Source organism: Xenorhabdus anantnagensis (assembly GCF_028598555.1).
Lineage (GTDB): Bacteria > Pseudomonadota > Gammaproteobacteria > Enterobacterales > Enterobacteriaceae > Xenorhabdus > Xenorhabdus anantnagensis.
On sequence record NZ_JAQRFN010000016.1, the window covers coordinates 59,354 to 75,782 of the forward strand.

Below are 16,429 nucleotides of genomic sequence, written 5' to 3' on the forward strand. Positions count from 1 at the left end.
TAAGTTATTCATGACTGAATATGAGGGTAAAAAAGTCGTTATTGTTGGGTTAGGGCTGACAGGTTTGTCCTGCGTTGACTTTTTTATTACACGTGGTGTGACTCCGCGTGTGATGGACACTCGTACAGTACCACCGGGCAGCGATAAGCTGCCTGATGAAGTTGAGTGCCACACAGGCAGTTTGAATAAACAGTGGCTGATGGATGCTGATTTAATCGTTGCCAGTCCGGGTATTGCACTGGCGACATCCGAATTGCAGGCGGCGGCGGATGCTGGTGTTGAAATTATCGGAGATATTGAGCTGTTTTGCCGTGAAGCGACTGCACCGATTGTTGCCATTACGGGGTCAAATGGTAAAAGCACCGTGACCACCCTGGTTGGCGAAATGGCAAAAGAAGCGGGATGGCTGGTTGGTGTTGGTGGCAACATTGGTGTCCCTGCTCTGGAATTACTGAAACAACCTTACCAGCTCTATGTACTGGAGCTGTCCAGTTTCCAACTTGAAACGACTTATAGCTTGAAAGCAGCGGCAGCGACCGTACTGAATGTTACAGAAGACCACATGGTTCGTTATCCGCAAGGATTGTCACAGTATCGCGCGGCGAAATTACAAATTTATAATCAGGCAAAAATCTGCGTAGTCAATGAACAAGATGCTCTGACATTGCCAGAAACAGGCAAAGATAGCCGTTGTATCAGTTTTGGTGTGAATAACGGTGATTATCAGCTTGATAGTGAACATCAACAACTGCTGGTCAATCAACACCCAGTGTTGGCAATGCGTGAAATGCAGTTGGCTGGGCAACATAACTACACTAATGGATTGGCTGCGTTAGCTTTGGCGGATGCTGTAGGTATCCCTCGCGCAGCCAGCCTTCAGGCTTTACGTACTTTTGCCGGATTGGAGCACCGTTTTCAGGTAGTTCATATGAGAAATGGTGTCCGTTGGGTGAATGATTCCAAGGCAACCAACGTTGGCAGCACCCAAGCGGCGCTCAGTGGATTGAGGCTGGCAGGCACACTCTATCTTTTAGTGGGGGGAGATGGAAAAGCGGCGGATTTTACCCCACTGAAACCCTATATATCGGGGAATCTCATTCGTCTTTACTGTTTCGGTCGTGATGGAGGGCAATTGGCACAATTGCGTCCTGAAATTTCAACACTGACAGAAACAATGGAACAGGCGATGAAAGAAATTGCATGCAAGTTGGTTTCTGGCGACATGGTATTGCTGTCACCCGCTTGCGCGAGCTTCGATCAGTTCAACGGTTTTGAACATCGTGGTCATGAATTTGCTCGTTTGGCAGAGGAGTTAGGCTGATGACCATTCCAGGCCTTGGGAAATTTAAAACTTGGTTGACGGGAAATGTGGAGGCAGATGCCACAAATACCGTTATGTATGATCGTACCTTGGTCTGGATGGTATTAGGGTTGGCCATGATTGGTTTTATCATGGTAACGTCGGCATCAATGCCCGCTGGTCAGCGTCTTGCCGAAGATCCCCTTATCTTTGCACGACGGGATGGAATTTACTTGTCACTGTGTTTTTTCCTGTCCCTTATTACGCTGCGCATTCCGATGGACTTCTGGCTGCGTTATAGCAACGTCATGTTATTAGGCACGATCATGATGCTGCTTATGGTGTTGTTTGTGGGAAATTCAATCAATGGTGCATCACGCTGGGTAGCGATAGGCCCATTGCGTATTCAACCAGCAGAACTGTCGAAACTATCACTCTTTTGTTATCTCTCCAGCTATTTGGTTAGGAAAGTTGAAGAAGTAAGGAACAATTTCTGGGGCTTTTGCAAGCCGATGGGTGTCATGATTGCATTGGCAATTTTGTTATTGGCACAGCCTGATTTGGGGACAGTGATTGTATTATTTGTGACAACACTGGCACTGCTGTTTCTGGCGGGGGCTAAGTTGTGGCAATTCCTTGCCATTATTGGCTGCGGAATATTTGCTGTGTGCGTATTGATTATTACTGAGCCTTATCGTATGCGCAGGGTAACCTCTTTCCTGAATCCGTGGGAAGATCCTTTTGGCAGCAGTTATCAATTAGTCCAATCGTTAATGGCATTTGGCCGTGGAACTTTTTTTGGGCAAGGACTGGGAAATTCAATCCTGAAACTTGAATATCTGCCGGAATCCCATACTGACTTTATTGTCTCCGTTATTGCCGAAGAATTAGGTTATTTCGGTGTTGCTTTAGTGTTGGCAATGATATTTTTCGTCGCTTTTCGCGCAATGATGATCGGTCGCAGGGCGTTGCAGCTTAATCAACGGTTCTCTGGTTTTCTGGCTTGTGCCATCGGCATATGGTTCAGTTTTCAGACATTCATCAACGTTGGCGTAGCGGCAGGTCTGTTGCCGACGAAGGGATTGACATTACCTTTAATCAGTTACGGTGGCTCCAGTTTGATAGTGATGTCAACGGCCACGGTTTTGTTATTGCGCATTGATTATGAAGTACGTCTGGCAAAAGCGCAGGCGTTCGTAAGGAGTCCTAAATGAGTGGCAAAAACCAGCGTTTAATGGTGATGGCAGGCGGTACGGGAGGTCATGTGTTCCCGGGGCTGGCAGTTGCTCACCATTTAAAAGAGCAAGGTTGGGATATTCGCTGGTTGGGAACTGCGGATCGCATGGAAGCCGATTTAGTTCCGAAACATGGCATTGATATCGAATTTATTCAGATTTCAGGCTTGCGGGGTAAGGGAATAAAAGCATTGCTTGCTGCCCCCATTCGAATTTTTAAGGCTATTCGACAGGCAAAAGCCATTATGCGCCGTTATCAGCCGGATGTTGTGCTGGGAATGGGCGGATATGTCTCTGGGCCTGGTGGAATAGCGGCATGGTTATGCGGCATACCGGTTGTACTGCATGAGCAGAATGGCATTGCGGGATTGACTAATCGTTGGTTGGCCAAAATTGCCAAAACGGTTTTACAGGCATTCCCAGGGGCATTCCCTAAAGCGCCGGTTGTTGGTAACCCCGTGAGGGAAGATGTACTCGCATTGCCAGTACCAGCGCAGCGTTTGACTGGGCGTGAGGGGCCTGTTCGGGTGCTTGTCGTTGGCGGTAGCCAGGGAGCAAGGATTTTGAACCAAACTATGCCGGAAGTGGCTGCTCGTTTGGGCGATAAAATCAGCTTATGGCATCAGGCCGGAAAGGGTGCTCAGGAAGAAACGCAGAAAAAATATGAGAATTCAGTCAAATCTGAATTCAAAGTGACTGAATTTATTGACGATATGGCACAGGCTTATGCATGGGCCGATATTGTCGTATGCCGTTCTGGCGCACTTACGGTCAGTGAGGTTTCCGCCGCAGGCTTACCTGCGATTTTTGTTCCTTTCCAGCATAAAGATCGTCAGCAATATTGGAATGCTTTGCCTTTAGAAAAAGCGGGAGCAGCAAAGATACTGGAACAGCCCGAATTCACGGTTGATGCTGTCGTAGAGCTACTGACTCAGTGGCAACGCCCACAATTGCTGGAAATGGCAGAAAAAGCACGCTCGGTCGCTATCATCAATGCAACCGAGCGTGTAGCAGCAGCGTTGATCGAGGCTGTAAAGAATTATTCAGGCCGTTCCAAGTAGAACGGTGACGTAAACATAATGAGTGAAGATTAAAACGTGAATACACAACAATTGGCGAAATTAAGAACTTCAGTGCCTGAAATGAGAAAAGTCAGGCATATCCACTTTGTTGGCATCGGTGGTGCTGGCATGGGTGGCATCGCCGAGGTGTTGGCTAATGAAGGTTATCAGATAAGTGGTTCTGATCTGGCACCCAATCCTGTCACACAACAACTGATTGCACTGGGTGCAACTATTTATTTTAATCACCGTCCGGAAAATGTGCGGGATGCCAGTGTAGTGGTGGCATCCACGGCAATATCAGCAGACAATCCGGAAATTGTGGCTGCTCGTGAAAGTCGAATTCCGGTAATCCGTCGTGCGGAAATGCTGGCAGAGCTTATGCGTTATCGCCACGGTATTGCTATTGCAGGAACGCATGGAAAAACCACGACGACGGCAATGATTGCCGGCATTTATGCGCAGGCGGGTCTTGATCCTACGTTTGTTAATGGCGGGTTGGTGAAAGCAGCAGGAACACATGCTCGTTTAGGTAGCAGCCGTTATCTGATCGCGGAAGCAGATGAAAGTGATGCTTCATTCTTGCATTTGCAGCCGATGGTGGCGGTTGTCACTAATATTGAAGCTGATCACATGGATACCTATCAAGGGGATTTCGAAAACCTGAAACAAACATTCGTTAACTTCTTGCATAACCTGCCATTTTATGGCCGTGCTGTTATGTGTATTGACGATCCTGTCGTGAAGGAGTTGATTCCCCGGATTGGGCGTTATATCACGACCTACGGTTTCAGTGAGGAAGCGGACGTTCGTATTACTCATTATGAGCAGAAAGGTGCTCAAGGATTTTTCACCATCAGCCGATATGATTTGCCAGATCTGCATGTGGTGTTAAATGCCCCGGGACGCCACAATGCGCTGAATGCAACCGCTGCCGTCGCAGTGGCGACAGAAGAGGGTATTGATGATACCGCTATTCTTGCATCTCTGGCCGAATTTCAGGGAACTGGGCGCCGCTTTGATTTTCTGGGGGAGTTTTCTCTCAAGCATATCAATGGCAAAGAAGGTAGCGTGATGTTGGTTGATGATTATGGTCATCATCCGACGGAAGTTGATGCAACGATTAAAGCTGCACGAGCAGGTTGGGTGGATAAACGTATTGTAATGGTATTCCAGCCACATCGTTATACGCGAACTCGTGATTTATATGATGATTTTGCCAATGTTTTGAGTCAGGTAGACGTTCTATTGATGCTGGATGTGTATGCCGCAGGTGAAATACCAATCCCAGGAGCGGATAGCCGGTCTTTATGCCGTACTATCCGCAGCCGTGGCAAATTGGACCCGATTTTTGTATCAGAATCTGAACAAATTTCAACTATCCTGTCACAGGTTATAGAAAACAATGACTTAGTCCTGGTACAAGGTGCTGGTAATATCGGTAAAATAGCGCGCAATTTGGCTGAAACAAAATTGCAGCCATCTTTTAATGAGGGAGAACATCATGGTTGATAAAGTCGCTGTTCTGTTAGGTGGAACTTCTGCTGAGCGCGAAGTTTCATTGCAATCAGGGCATGCTGTTGTGGCTGGGCTGAAGGAAGCGGGTATTAATGCTTATTCAGTTGATACGAAAGACTTTGATGTGACTAAACTCAAAGAGGAAGGATTCAGTAAAGTCTTTATCGCCCTGCATGGTCGTGGTGGTGAGGATGGTACGTTGCAAGGTTTACTGGAATTTTTGCAACTTCCTTATACCGGCAGCGGAGTGATGGCATCAGCATTGTCAATGGATAAATTGCGTACAAAGCAGCTATGGCAGGGAGCAAAACTACCTGTTTCCCCTTATGTCGTAATTAATTCTCAAAAATTTGAACAAGCTAATGATTTTCAACTCAAAGAGTATGTTCAAGAGCTAGGTCTACCATTAATGGTTAAACCGAATCTGGAAGGTTCCAGCGTAGGGATGACCAAGGTGAATGATTATTCCGAATTGCGTGGCGCATTGGCGCTGGCATTTAAATACGATACTGATGTGCTGGTTGAAAAATGGCTGTTTGGCCCTGAATACACGGTAGGATTCTTGGGAGATGAAGCACTTCCTTCCATCCGTATTCAGGCTCCGGAAGTATTTTACGATTACGATGCAAAATATATTTCCAACCAAACGCAATATTTTTGTCCAAGCGGCTTGAGTGTGGAAAAAGAGCAAGAGTTGTCAGATATCGCATCAAAGGCGTATAAAGCGCTGGGATGTCGTGGTTGGGGGAGAGTTGATATCATGGATGACGGTAATGGGAACTTCTATTTGTTGGAGGTTAACACCTCCCCTGGCATGACGAATCATAGTCTTGTACCAATTGCTGCGCGTCAGGCGGGACTCAATTTCTCTCAACTCGTAGCGAGAATTTTGGAATTGGTTGATTAAAATGTCGCAGGCAGCCCGGAATATCCGGGAACGGGAGAACGAAGCTCAGGGGGCTCGTCCAAGTAACGGTTATTATCTGGTAGGAATCATCTTCTTCTTAATGGTGGTTGGCACCATCATATGGGGAGGTTGGATGACACTGGACTGGATGAAAGACTCTAGCCGGTTACCGCTCTCGAAGCTGGTATTGACTGGTGAACGCCATTACACCACGAATGATGATGTAAGGCAGGCCATTTTGTCCCTGGGATCTCCCGGAACATTTATGACTCAGGATGTTAACGTCATTCAGGAAAATATTAAACACCTGCCATGGATTCGGCAGGTCACTGTGCGTAAACAATGGCCTGATGAACTTAAAATACATCTGGTAGAATATGTGCCTTATGCGCGCTGGAACGATACCAAACTGTTGGATGCTGAAGGTCGGGTATTCAGTTTGCCCATGGAACGCAATGCAAATAAGCAATATCCGAAGTTGTATGGGCCTGAAGGCAAACAAAAAGAGGTGTTGGATGGATATCATACAATGGCAAGGTTTCTTAAAGAACACCAGATAAAACTGAAAACAGTGATAATGACAGCGCGTAATTCCTGGCAGTTGATATTGGATAATAATATCCGCTTAGAGCTAGGAACTAAACATAAAATGGAGAGAATGAGCCGTTTTATTGAACTTTATCCTGTATTGCTGAAAAACTCTGAAAAACGCTTGAGTTATATTGACTTACGCTATAACAGCGGTGCAGCGGTAGGTTGGGCTCCTTTATTAACTGATACGCCGGTTTCAATGAACGGGCAAAAAAACAAACAGTGACTGGTAATAATACAGAGACAGGCAGAATAACGATGATCAAATCAACGGACAGAAAATTGGTAGTTGGCCTTGAAATTGGTACAGCAAAGGTATCTGCCTTGGTTGGTGAAATTCTGCCCGATGGTATGGTTAATATTATCGGCGTAGGAAATTGCCCATCCCGCGGCATGGACAAAGGCGGTGTCAACGATCTTGAATCGGTCGTCAAATGCGTACAGCGTGCCATTGATCAGGCCGAACTCATGGCGGACTGCCAGATTTCTTCAGTCTATCTGGCACTTTCTGGCAAGCATATCAGTTGCCAGAACGAGATTGGCATGGTGCCGGTTTCTGAAGAAGAAGTGACACAGGATGATGTGGACAGTGTTGTCCATACAGCTAAGTCGGTTCGTGTTCGTGATGAACACCGTATTTTGCATGTTATCCCACAGGAATACGCGATTGACTATCAGGAAGGAATAAAAAATCCGGTTGGGCTTTCTGGTGTGCGCATGCAAGCGAAAGTTCACTTGATTACCTGCCATAACGACATGGCGAAAAATATTGTAAAAGCTGTTGAACGTTGTGGGTTGAAAGTTGATCAACTTATTTTTGCAGGGCTGGCAGCAAGTTATGCTGTGTTAACGGAAGATGAACGTGAATTGGGGGTATGTGTCGTTGATATCGGTGGCGGGACGATGGATATCGCTGTATATACTGGCGGCGCATTGCGTCATACCAAGGTTATTCCTTATGCAGGCAATGTGGTGACCAGTGATATCGCCTATGCATTTGGTACTCCCCCGAGTGATGCTGAAACCATCAAGGTTCGTCATGGCTGCGCATTAGGTTCGATAGTTAGCAAGGATGAGAGTGTAGAAGTCCCTAGTGTGGGTGGGCGTCCTCCTCGTAGCTTGCAACGTCAGACGTTGGCTGAAGTGATCGAGCCCCGTTATACCGAACTGCTGAATTTAGTGAACGATGAAATTTTGCGATTGCAGGAACAATTGCGGCAGCAGGGAGTAAAACACCACCTGGCGGCAGGGATAGTTCTTACAGGGGGAGGAGCCCAGATTGATGGTCTGGCCGAGTGTGCTCAACGGGTATTCCATACCCAAGTTCGCATTGGCCGTCCCTTGAACATTACTGGACTTACAGATTATGTGCAGGAGCCTTGCTACTCAACAGCAGTCGGGCTTCTGCATTATGGCAAAGAATCTCACCTTGGCGGTGATTCTGATGCCGATAAAAGAACGTCAGTGAGCGGCTGGTTTAAGAAAGTCAGCAACTGGCTGAAAAAAGAATTTTGATTTTTTATACAGAGGCTACGACAATGTCGCGGGCCTCGATATAAAGGCACAAAACGGAGAGAAATTATGTTTGAACCACTGGAATTAACCAACGACGCGGTGATTAAAGTCATCGGCGTCGGCGGCGGCGGCGGTAATGCTGTGGAGCACATGGTGCGTGAGCGCATTGAAGGCGTTGACTTCTTTGCGGTTAACACAGATGCTCAAGCGTTACGTAAGACGGCGGTTGGTCAGACTATCCAGATTGGCAACGGTATTACGAAAGGATTAGGTGCTGGTGCAAACCCTGAGGTTGGTCGTACTGCTGCGGAAGAAGACCGTGAATCACTGCGTACCGCACTGGAAGGTGCAGATATGGTATTCATTGCCGCTGGTATGGGCGGTGGCACGGGAACAGGGGCAGCACCTGTTGTAGCTGAAATTGCTAAAGAACTTGGCATTTTGACTGTTGCAGTCGTCACTAAGCCATTTAATTTCGAAGGCAAAAAACGCATGGCCTTTGCGGAACAAGGGATCACTGAACTGTCCAAGCATGTGGATTCATTGATCACTATTCCAAATGACAAGTTATTGAAAGTTCTGGGACGAGGCATTTCCCTGTTGGATGCATTCGGTGCAGCCAATGATGTCCTGAAAGGGGCAGTTCAGGGTATTGCAGAGCTGATTACTCGCCCAGGCCTGATGAACGTTGACTTCGCCGACGTTCGTACCGTGATGTCAGAAATGGGTTACGCCATGATGGGCTCAGGTATCGCGCAGGGCGAAGATCGTGCGGAAGAAGCAGCAGAAATGGCTATCTCCAGTCCATTACTGGAAGATATTGATCTTTCTGGTGCACGCGGCGTTCTGGTTAACATTACAGCGGGCTTTGACCTGCGTTTGGATGAATTTGAAACAGTTGGTAACACAATCCGTGCATTTGCTTCAGATAATGCAACTGTGGTTATCGGTACGTCACTGGATCCAGACATGAATGATGAGCTGCGTGTTACTGTTGTGGCAACAGGCATTGGAATGGATAAACGTCCAGAAATCACCTTGGTGACCAACAACAAGGCTCCTCAGGCAAATACGATGGAGCACCGTTACCAGCAGATGTCTGGCGGAATCTCTTCATTATCTGATGAGAATAAAACAGCGGCAAAAGTTGTAAATGACCAAAATGCACATACGAGCAAAGAGCCTGATTATCTGGACATTCCTGCATTCTTGCGTAAGCAGGCTGATTAATCGCTAAAAAATTGGTTTCTCCGCTTTTTGTGCTAAACTGTCCCGTCAGTCATGCATTATAGTGATTGGCGGGATAAGTAATATTGCGAGATATAAACGATGATCAAACAAAGGACATTAAAACGTATTGTTCAAGCGACCGGCGTCGGTTTGCACACCGGGAAGAAAGTCACGCTGACAATGCGTCCAGCGCCGGCTAATACCGGGGTCATCTATCGTCGTACTGACTTGAATCCTCCGGTTGATTTTCCGGCAGATGCCAAATCTGTGCGTGATACTATGCTCTGTACTTGTCTGGTGAATGAGCATAATGTACGTATTTCAACAGTTGAGCATTTGAATGCAGCGCTGGCTGGTTTAGGAATCGACAATATTGTTATTGAAGTCGATGCCCCCGAAGTCCCGATTATGGATGGCAGCGCCAGCCCGTTTGTTTTCCTGTTATTGGATGCGGGCATTGAAGAGCTGAACGTAGCGAAGAAATTCGTGCGAATGAAAGAAAGCGTTCGTGTAGAAGACGGTGATAAATGGGCTGAATTGGCGCCATATCATGGCTTCAGTCTGGATTTTACCATCGACTTTAATCATCCAGCGATTGATGCCAGTTCACAGCGCTATAGTCTGGATTTCTCTGCGGATTCATTTGTTCGTCAGATTAGTCGGGCACGTACTTTTGGATTTATGCGCGATATTGAGTACTTGCAGTCTCAAGGGTTATGCCTTGGCGGCAGCTTTGATTGTGCGATTGTGGTTGATGACTACCGCGTACTCAATGAAGATGGCTTGCGTTTTGAAGATGAATTCGTCCGCCATAAAATGTTGGACGCCATCGGTGATTTATTCATGTGTGGCTATAATGTCATTGGTGCCTTTACTGCGTTCAAATCAGGCCATGCACTGAATAACAAATTGCTGCAAGCTGTTTTAGCGAAGGAAAGTGCTTGGGAATTTGTCACATTTGAAGATGAAGCTGAAATGCCATTGGCTTTCCGCGCTCCATCATTAGTGTTGGCATAGCTGGTGTGGGCATAATGGCTAACGTGAATATTGATAACGCGTGTACTAATAACGCGTATATTGATAAAGAATGTTGAGCGCATTCTTATGATGCACCAGTGGGTTATATTCTCTGTTACGCTACTTTCGCTGATGTTCTTCATTCAGCGCTAGCGCTTCTTTTTGGCTGTACTGGTAACCTCTCCGGCCAGCGCAGCCAACCGTTCCAATTTTCTTTTCAATTTTTCAGGGCTGTTTTCAGCCAACATCATTAATGTTTTTGCACTTTCATGGGTTAATTGGCGCTTTGGTAATTCCTGATTATCATTACTGAATGCTTTTGTTGACGATTTTGAGAATCCTTGTTCATTATTATCACACTTAACCATTAATGATGGATTAATCCTGATGTCGATTGAGGATAAAGATGGTAGAATTTCGCTTCTCAATGTAGACAGCAAGCAGGGAATTTCATAACGAAGCCGGGTCATCCAACTGGCATTTCCCGCTTCCAGTACCAGAATTTGTTTGCGATAATTGGCGACCCTGCACCACGGGTGCAGTTGTGCAGGAAGCAAACTGAGAACTGTACGGTTGAGTTTCAATAATGCGATGGCATGTTGTTGAATAACTTGAAGTGGGCTTTTTCCGACAGTTGCCTCATCTTCAAACAGCGTATCCAGTGATTGTGGGCGGCTATCTCGCATAATAGAAGCAGTTCCAGTATTTATTAATGAAGGGTTAATGAGTATTTTAAATCTTTGGCGACAATTTGGTAGGCGTTATTTTTGGTCTCACCTTTTACTGGGCATGGTTGCGACAGGAATTGGTGTCCCTACTGTTTTTGCTGGAGTGGCAGAAAGCCTAACCCATACAAATACTTCCTCTACCCAAGGAAGCCGTAATCAAGCACTTTCCTCTTTTGAACACTTATTTAAATTACACTTGCTCCAATTAAAAAGTGTTCAGCGTCAACCTTCTAATTCTTTGAATTATTGGCAGCAACATGCCGTTCGTAATGTGATCCGTCAACTTTCTTTTGCTTTTTCTGTTACAGAGCTAGTCAAATACGAAGTAGTAAAAGAAAGTATTCGGGTTTCTTCTCCGTCCATGCAACAACTTATGCTGGATACGTTGCATGCCATGCTGACACAAACGCCAACACCATTTGAAGGAGTTATCTCAGATGTTGCGATGGTGAATTTTGTACTTCCTGATACCCATACTCCAGCTCTTTGGGTAGCTAAAGTTCAGGGAATTAGGGCAGGGCCAACGCCCAGTCATCTATTTTTGCTTTAATGCGGCTGTTTTATTTCATCCTAATTTTAATAAGACAGTTTTTAATAAATGATTGATTGGCTACAACAATAGCCCTATCTGAGATGTACTAATTATGCTGATTAAATTACTGACAAAAATTTTTGGTAGTCGCAATGACCGTACCTTGCGCCGTTTGCATAAAGTGGTTGATGTCATCAACCACATGGAATCGGACTTTGAAAAACTTTCTGATGAAGAACTGAAAGCGAAAACCAGTCTGTTCCGTGCTCGCTTAAAAGAAGGTGAGCCTCTGGAAAAAATTATGCCAGAAGCCTTTGCTACTGTGCGTGAAGCCAGCAAGCGCGTGTTTGGTATGCGTCACTTTGATGTGCAGCTGCTGGGTGGGATGGTATTGAATGAGCGTTGCATAGCGGAGATGCGCACCGGTGAAGGTAAGACGCTGACAGCAACATTACCTGCTTATCTTAACGCCTTAAGTGGTAAAGGTGTTCACGTTGTTACCGTGAACGATTACTTGGCGCAGCGTGATGCTGAAAATAACCGTCCATTGTTTGAGTTTCTTGGCCTGAGTGTTGGTATTAACTTACCGGGCATGCCAGCACCGGCAAAACGTGAAGCCTATGCTACGGATATCACTTACGGCACTAACAATGAGTTTGGTTTCGACTATCTGCGTGACAATATGGCATTTAGTCCAGAAGAGCGTGTTCAACGCAAATTGCACTATGCGCTGGTGGATGAGGTGGACTCCATTCTGATCGATGAAGCCCGTACCCCATTGATTATTTCAGGGCCTGCGGAAGACAGCTCTGAGCTTTATATCAAGGTGGATAAACTGATCCCGAAACTGATTCGTCAGGAAAAAGAGGATTCAGACTCATTCCAGGGAGAAGGCCATTTCTCTGTTGATGAAAAAACCCGCCAAGTCAACCTGACAGAGCGTGGTTTGGTGCTGATTGAAGAGTTATTGGTGGATGCTAAATTGATGGATGAAGGCGAATCCTTGTATTCACCAACCAATATCATGCTAATGCACCATGTGACAGCCGCTTTGCGTGCTCATGCTCTGTTTACCCGTGATGTTGATTATATCGTTAAAGACGGTGAGGTTATCATCGTTGATGAACATACAGGGCGTACCATGCAAGGGCGTCGTTGGTCTGATGGCTTGCACCAAGCTGTGGAAGCTAAAGAAAGTGTTGAAATTCAGAATGAAAACCAGACGCTGGCTTCAATCACATTCCAGAACTATTTCCGTATATACGAAAAACTGGCAGGGATGACAGGAACAGCCGATACGGAAGCCTTTGAATTCAGTTCCATTTATAAACTGGATACCATTGTCGTTCCAACCAATCGCCCAATGATCCGTAAGGACTTGTCAGATCTGGTCTACATGACAGAAGCAGAAAAAATTGACGCAATCATTGAAGATATCAAAGATAGGACAAACAGTGGTCAGCCTGTTTTGGTGGGAACAATTTCGATTGAAAAATCGGAACTCATTTCTAAGGTATTAACTGAAGCTGGCATTGTACATAACGTATTGAACGCAAAATTCCATGCAATGGAAGCTGACATTGTTGCACAGGCTGGTCAGGCCAGTACGGTAACTATTGCAACCAACATGGCGGGACGTGGTACAGATATCGTGTTGGGAGGAAGCTGGCAGGCGGAAATTGCTAAATTGGAAGATCCAACCGAAGCACAAATCGAGAAAATTAAGGCAGCATGGCAAGAGCGCCATGATGCAGTATTGGCAGCGGGTGGATTACATATTATCGGTACAGAGCGTCATGAATCACGCCGTATTGATAACCAGTTACGTGGTCGTGCAGGACGTCAGGGTGATGCGGGTTCTTCGCGCTTCTATCTCTCAATGGAAGATTCCTTGATGCGTATTTTTGCTTCTGATCGTGTGACGGGCATGATGCGTAAACTTGGCATGCAGCCGGGTGAAGCGATTGAACATCCATGGGTGACTAAAGCTATTGCTAATGCTCAGCGTAAGGTTGAGAGCCGCAACTTTGATATCCGTAAACAATTACTGGAATATGATGATGTCGCGAATGATCAGCGCCGTGCAATTTATGCTCAGCGTAATGATTTGCTTGACGTGAGTGATGTCAGCGAAACCATCACTAGCATCCGTGAAGATGTCTTCAAAATAACAATTGATGCTTACATTCCACCGCAATCACTGGAAGAAATGTGGGATGTTGACGGTTTGCAGGAACGTTTAGTCAACGATTTCGATTTGGCTCTGCCGATTAAAGAGTGGTTGGACAAAGAACCTGAATTACACGAAGAAACGTTGCGTGAACGTATTCTTGAGAAAGCGATCGAAGTTTATAAGCAGAAAGAAGAAATCGTCAGTACAGAAATGATGCGCAACTTTGAAAAAGGCATCATGTTGCAAACTTTGGATACATTATGGAAAGAGCATTTGGCTGCGATGGATTATCTGCGTCAGGGGATTCACCTGCGCGGTTATGCACAGAAAGATCCAAAACAGGAATACAAACGTGAATCCTTCTCCATGTTTTCCAACATGTTGGAATCACTGAAATATGAAGTGATCAGTACCTTGAGCAAAGTTCAAGTTAGAATGCCAGAAGAAGTTGAAGCGCTTGAACAGCAGCGTCGTGAAGAAGCAGAGCGTTTGGCAAGACAACAACACTTGAGCCATGAAGTTGAGCAAGGTGCGTTGATGTCAGAAGCTGAGGCTCAAATGGCAACGGGAGAGCGCAAAGTCGGACGTAATGATCCTTGCCCATGCGGTTCTGGCAAAAAATTTAAGCATTGCCACGGTAGTTTATAAGTAAAGTTAATCGTGCTAATGGAATTGACTCATTCAGTTGCCGTTAGCACGAATTGATTTAACAAAAACCCTTAGCTCTTATTCTGCAAGAACATTCTTCAATGAAACTTGCTTAAGGAATAGATTTGAGGGTTTTGTCATATGAAGGCTTAGATTACGGCACTTCTCTGCTATTCAATACTAATTCCTGCATATTACCTACATTTTTGATGAATTGATCGTCGTGGGAAATTAGCACCATAGCCCCCGTATAGTCATGTAATGCTTTTTGAAGCAGTTCACGCGACTCAATATCCAGATGATTGTCAGGTTCATCCAATAACAGTAGGGCAGGCGCATATGGCCCACAAAACAGGCAAGCTAATGCGACCTTCAATTGTTCTCCCCCACTCAGATAGCCGACAGGCTTCAAGGCTTCATCGCCTCGAATACGCAACTGTGCCAATCGAGTACGGTAACGATCTTCAGTCCAGCCTGGCGACTGCAATTGAAAGTTATGCAGTGCAGACTGGTTTTTATCAAGGAAAGAAAAATGTTGATCCATCAGGCGATGTGAAGGGGTTATCTGGCAAATACCTTGCTTGGGGATGAGAGAACCTGTCATGACTTTTAGCAGGGTCGATTTTCCACGACCATTTTTACCGATAACAGCGAGACGATCGCTATTATTGATAGTCAAGCTGATAGGAGATCCTGAACCAAAAGGTAAGATGACATCTTGTAAGTAAAGTAGAGGAGCAGTAGCCGTTTGTGGGGTTGCAAGTACGATTGATAATGGATCGATAATTTCCAGTTTTTCTCTGGCATCTGTAGCGAGTGATGAACTCCTTTGGATTCGTTCTTTGTGTTGTATTGCTTGCCGTGACAGTGTGGCTTCTGAGCGTCCAAGTTGACGATCAAGGAGGATTTTGGCTTGATTGGCATTTTCTCGTTTTTGCTTGCCTTGACTTTGCCTTTTACTGGTTTTTTCACGGTCTTTTTGCTTATCACGCAAAACTTGTTTCAGATTTTTTTGAGTTTGATCCACTTCGCGTTGAATACCGAGCCTTTGTTGTTCCTTACTTTCCAGCCAAGTTTCCCATCCACCAATACTACGAGATAATCCCAATCCACCAATTTCATAAATAATCGATACATATTGTAAAAGTTGGGTATCATGGGTTACCAGCAAAATACCACCGCTGAAAGTTCCCAGCCATTGAGACAACCAAAGACGCCCTTGCCGATCAAGGTGGTTACTTGGCTCATCCAGAATCATAAAACCAGCACCTTGCCGTTTTAATGTTAATAGCCTGATCCGTGTTTGCTCTCCACCACTCAAGGAATCAAAAGGTTGGTTTAATACGCTTGGGCTGAGTTCACCTTCTGCCAGTAAAGATTCTGTCTGAAATTGCCAATCCCAGTTACCTTCCATAACATCAAAATCTGTTTCGTCCCCACTCCCTGCCAGAATACGTTCATTGGCTTCCATGATTTTGGTCATCCCCAACATATCCGCAGCACTACCGGCAAAAGGTGTTAAACCTTGTGATAAATAACCCACATCACAAAAATGCTTTACATTGCCTTCTGTGGGAAGAACCTGCTGTGCCAATATTGATGCCAGCCAAGATTTACCAATACCATTCCGTCCAACTAAGGCATGTTGTTCTGCATTCAAAAACATATCAATACCAGAAAACAGGGGGGTTGCTTCACCAGAAAATTGATAGGCGATTTGCCTTGCTTCGATCAATGATTGAACATCATTTTGCATAAACTGTGCTTCCTTAATCTTTAAAATAGTTGTTTCAATCTATTTGTAGGTTAATTTCTTACACTTTTTGCGGTTTGTTTTACATGATATGTTTTTATATAGAGGGGTAATTGGTAATAAAAAGCGGTAAAAACGATTACACTTTGCATGCGATACAAGTTTGCGATTTAAACTAATTTTAATGTAGTCTGCAAGAGATAGTCACTTAGATTAATAAA

At 45.3% G+C, this 16,429-nt stretch carries 13 protein-coding genes; 11 read left to right on the forward strand and 2 right to left on the reverse strand.

Annotation, left to right across the window (positions count from 1 at the left end; all coding sequences use genetic code 11):
• The first annotated feature begins 10 nt into the window (after positions 1-10).
• From murD to lpxC, 9 genes are all read left to right on the forward strand, one after another.
• Entirely contained in the window at positions 11-1,321 is a 1,311-nt protein-coding gene (gene murD, locus PSI14_RS12975) for a UDP-N-acetylmuramoyl-L-alanine--D-glutamate ligase (protein ID WP_273576310.1), read from the forward strand.
• Positions 1,321-2,514, forward strand: a complete 1,194-nt coding sequence (ftsW, locus tag PSI14_RS12980) for a cell division protein FtsW (protein ID WP_273576290.1) — start codon at positions 1,321-1,323, stop codon at positions 2,512-2,514. Before murD ends, ftsW begins: the two co-directional genes overlap by 1 nt.
• Entirely contained in the window at positions 2,511-3,596 is a 1,086-nt protein-coding gene (gene murG / locus PSI14_RS12985) for an undecaprenyldiphospho-muramoylpentapeptide beta-N-acetylglucosaminyltransferase (protein WP_273576291.1), read from the forward strand. The genes ftsW and murG overlap by 4 nt, the downstream gene beginning before the upstream one ends.
• 36 nt (positions 3,597-3,632) lie before the next feature.
• Positions 3,633-5,108 carry a UDP-N-acetylmuramate--L-alanine ligase gene (murC, locus tag PSI14_RS12990; protein WP_273576292.1) on the forward strand — a complete coding sequence of 492 codons (1,476 nt, stop codon included), beginning with the start codon at positions 3,633-3,635 and terminating at the stop codon, positions 5,106-5,108.
• Complete coding sequence (locus PSI14_RS12995) at positions 5,101-6,021, forward strand: D-alanine--D-alanine ligase (protein WP_273576293.1); 921 nt, start codon at positions 5,101-5,103, stop codon at positions 6,019-6,021. The genes murC and PSI14_RS12995 overlap by 8 nt, the downstream gene beginning before the upstream one ends.
• A gap of 1 nt (position 6,022) precedes the next feature.
• A complete protein-coding gene (gene ftsQ / locus PSI14_RS13000; protein WP_273576294.1) occupies positions 6,023-6,838 on the forward strand; it encodes a cell division protein FtsQ in 816 nt (271 codons plus the stop codon).
• A gap of 32 nt (positions 6,839-6,870) precedes the next feature.
• Positions 6,871-8,127: a cell division protein FtsA gene (gene ftsA / locus PSI14_RS13005; RefSeq protein ID WP_193849274.1), complete on the forward strand. Its 1,257-nt coding sequence runs from the start codon at positions 6,871-6,873 to the stop codon at positions 8,125-8,127.
• 66 nt (positions 8,128-8,193) lie between these two features.
• Positions 8,194-9,357, forward strand: coding sequence for a cell division protein FtsZ (gene ftsZ / locus PSI14_RS13010; RefSeq protein ID WP_092519547.1), 1,164 nt, complete (start codon positions 8,194-8,196; stop codon positions 9,355-9,357).
• 99 nt (positions 9,358-9,456) lie between these two features.
• Positions 9,457-10,374, forward strand: a complete 918-nt coding sequence (lpxC, locus tag PSI14_RS13015; protein WP_273576295.1) for a UDP-3-O-acyl-N-acetylglucosamine deacetylase — start codon at positions 9,457-9,459, stop codon at positions 10,372-10,374.
• A 149-nt stretch (positions 10,375-10,523) separates the two neighbouring features.
• On the opposite strand, the gene PSI14_RS13020 is transcribed toward lpxC, so the two are convergent.
• Positions 10,524-11,060 carry a DUF721 domain-containing protein gene (locus tag PSI14_RS13020; RefSeq protein WP_273576296.1) on the reverse strand — a complete coding sequence of 179 codons (537 nt, stop codon included), beginning with the start codon at positions 11,058-11,060 and terminating at the stop codon, positions 10,524-10,526.
• A 37-nt stretch (positions 11,061-11,097) separates the two neighbouring features.
• Between PSI14_RS13020 and secM the strand changes: the two genes are divergently transcribed.
• Positions 11,098-11,652 carry a secA translation cis-regulator SecM gene (secM, locus tag PSI14_RS13025; RefSeq protein WP_273576297.1) on the forward strand — a complete coding sequence of 185 codons (555 nt, stop codon included), beginning with the start codon at positions 11,098-11,100 and terminating at the stop codon, positions 11,650-11,652.
• 94 nt (positions 11,653-11,746) lie between these two features.
• The gene (secA, locus tag PSI14_RS13030) at positions 11,747-14,455 is read left to right on the forward strand and encodes a preprotein translocase subunit SecA (RefSeq protein ID WP_273576298.1); all 2,709 of its coding nucleotides are present in this window, start codon (positions 11,747-11,749) and stop codon (positions 14,453-14,455) included.
• Positions 14,456-14,609: 154 nt separating this feature from the next.
• On the opposite strand, the gene PSI14_RS13035 is transcribed toward secA, so the two are convergent.
• A complete protein-coding gene (locus PSI14_RS13035; protein ID WP_273576299.1) occupies positions 14,610-16,211 on the reverse strand; it encodes an ATP-binding cassette domain-containing protein in 1,602 nt (533 codons plus the stop codon).
• Positions 16,212-16,429: the final 218 nt, after the last annotated feature.

Coding starts and splice junctions, on each gene's coding strand:
- murD (WP_273576310.1), top strand. CDS start 11: ATGACTGAATATGAGGGTAAAAAAGTCGTTATTGTTGGGTTAGGGCTG.
- ftsW (WP_273576290.1), top strand. CDS start 1,321: ATGACCATTCCAGGCCTTGGGAAATTTAAAACTTGGTTGACGGGAAAT.
- murG (WP_273576291.1), top strand. CDS start 2,511: ATGAGTGGCAAAAACCAGCGTTTAATGGTGATGGCAGGCGGTACGGGA.
- PSI14_RS12995 (WP_273576293.1), top strand. CDS start 5,101: ATGGTTGATAAAGTCGCTGTTCTGTTAGGTGGAACTTCTGCTGAGCGC.
- ftsQ (WP_273576294.1), top strand. CDS start 6,023: ATGTCGCAGGCAGCCCGGAATATCCGGGAACGGGAGAACGAAGCTCAG.
- ftsA (WP_193849274.1), top strand. CDS start 6,871: ATGATCAAATCAACGGACAGAAAATTGGTAGTTGGCCTTGAAATTGGT.
- ftsZ (WP_092519547.1), top strand. CDS start 8,194: ATGTTTGAACCACTGGAATTAACCAACGACGCGGTGATTAAAGTCATC.
- lpxC (WP_273576295.1), top strand. CDS start 9,457: ATGATCAAACAAAGGACATTAAAACGTATTGTTCAAGCGACCGGCGTC.
- PSI14_RS13020 (WP_273576296.1), bottom strand. CDS start 11,060: ATGCGAGATAGCCGCCCACAATCACTGGATACGCTGTTTGAAGATGAG.
- secM (WP_273576297.1), top strand. CDS start 11,098: ATGAGTATTTTAAATCTTTGGCGACAATTTGGTAGGCGTTATTTTTGG.
- secA (WP_273576298.1), top strand. CDS start 11,747: ATGCTGATTAAATTACTGACAAAAATTTTTGGTAGTCGCAATGACCGT.
- PSI14_RS13035 (WP_273576299.1), bottom strand. CDS start 16,211: ATGCAAAATGATGTTCAATCATTGATCGAAGCAAGGCAAATCGCCTAT.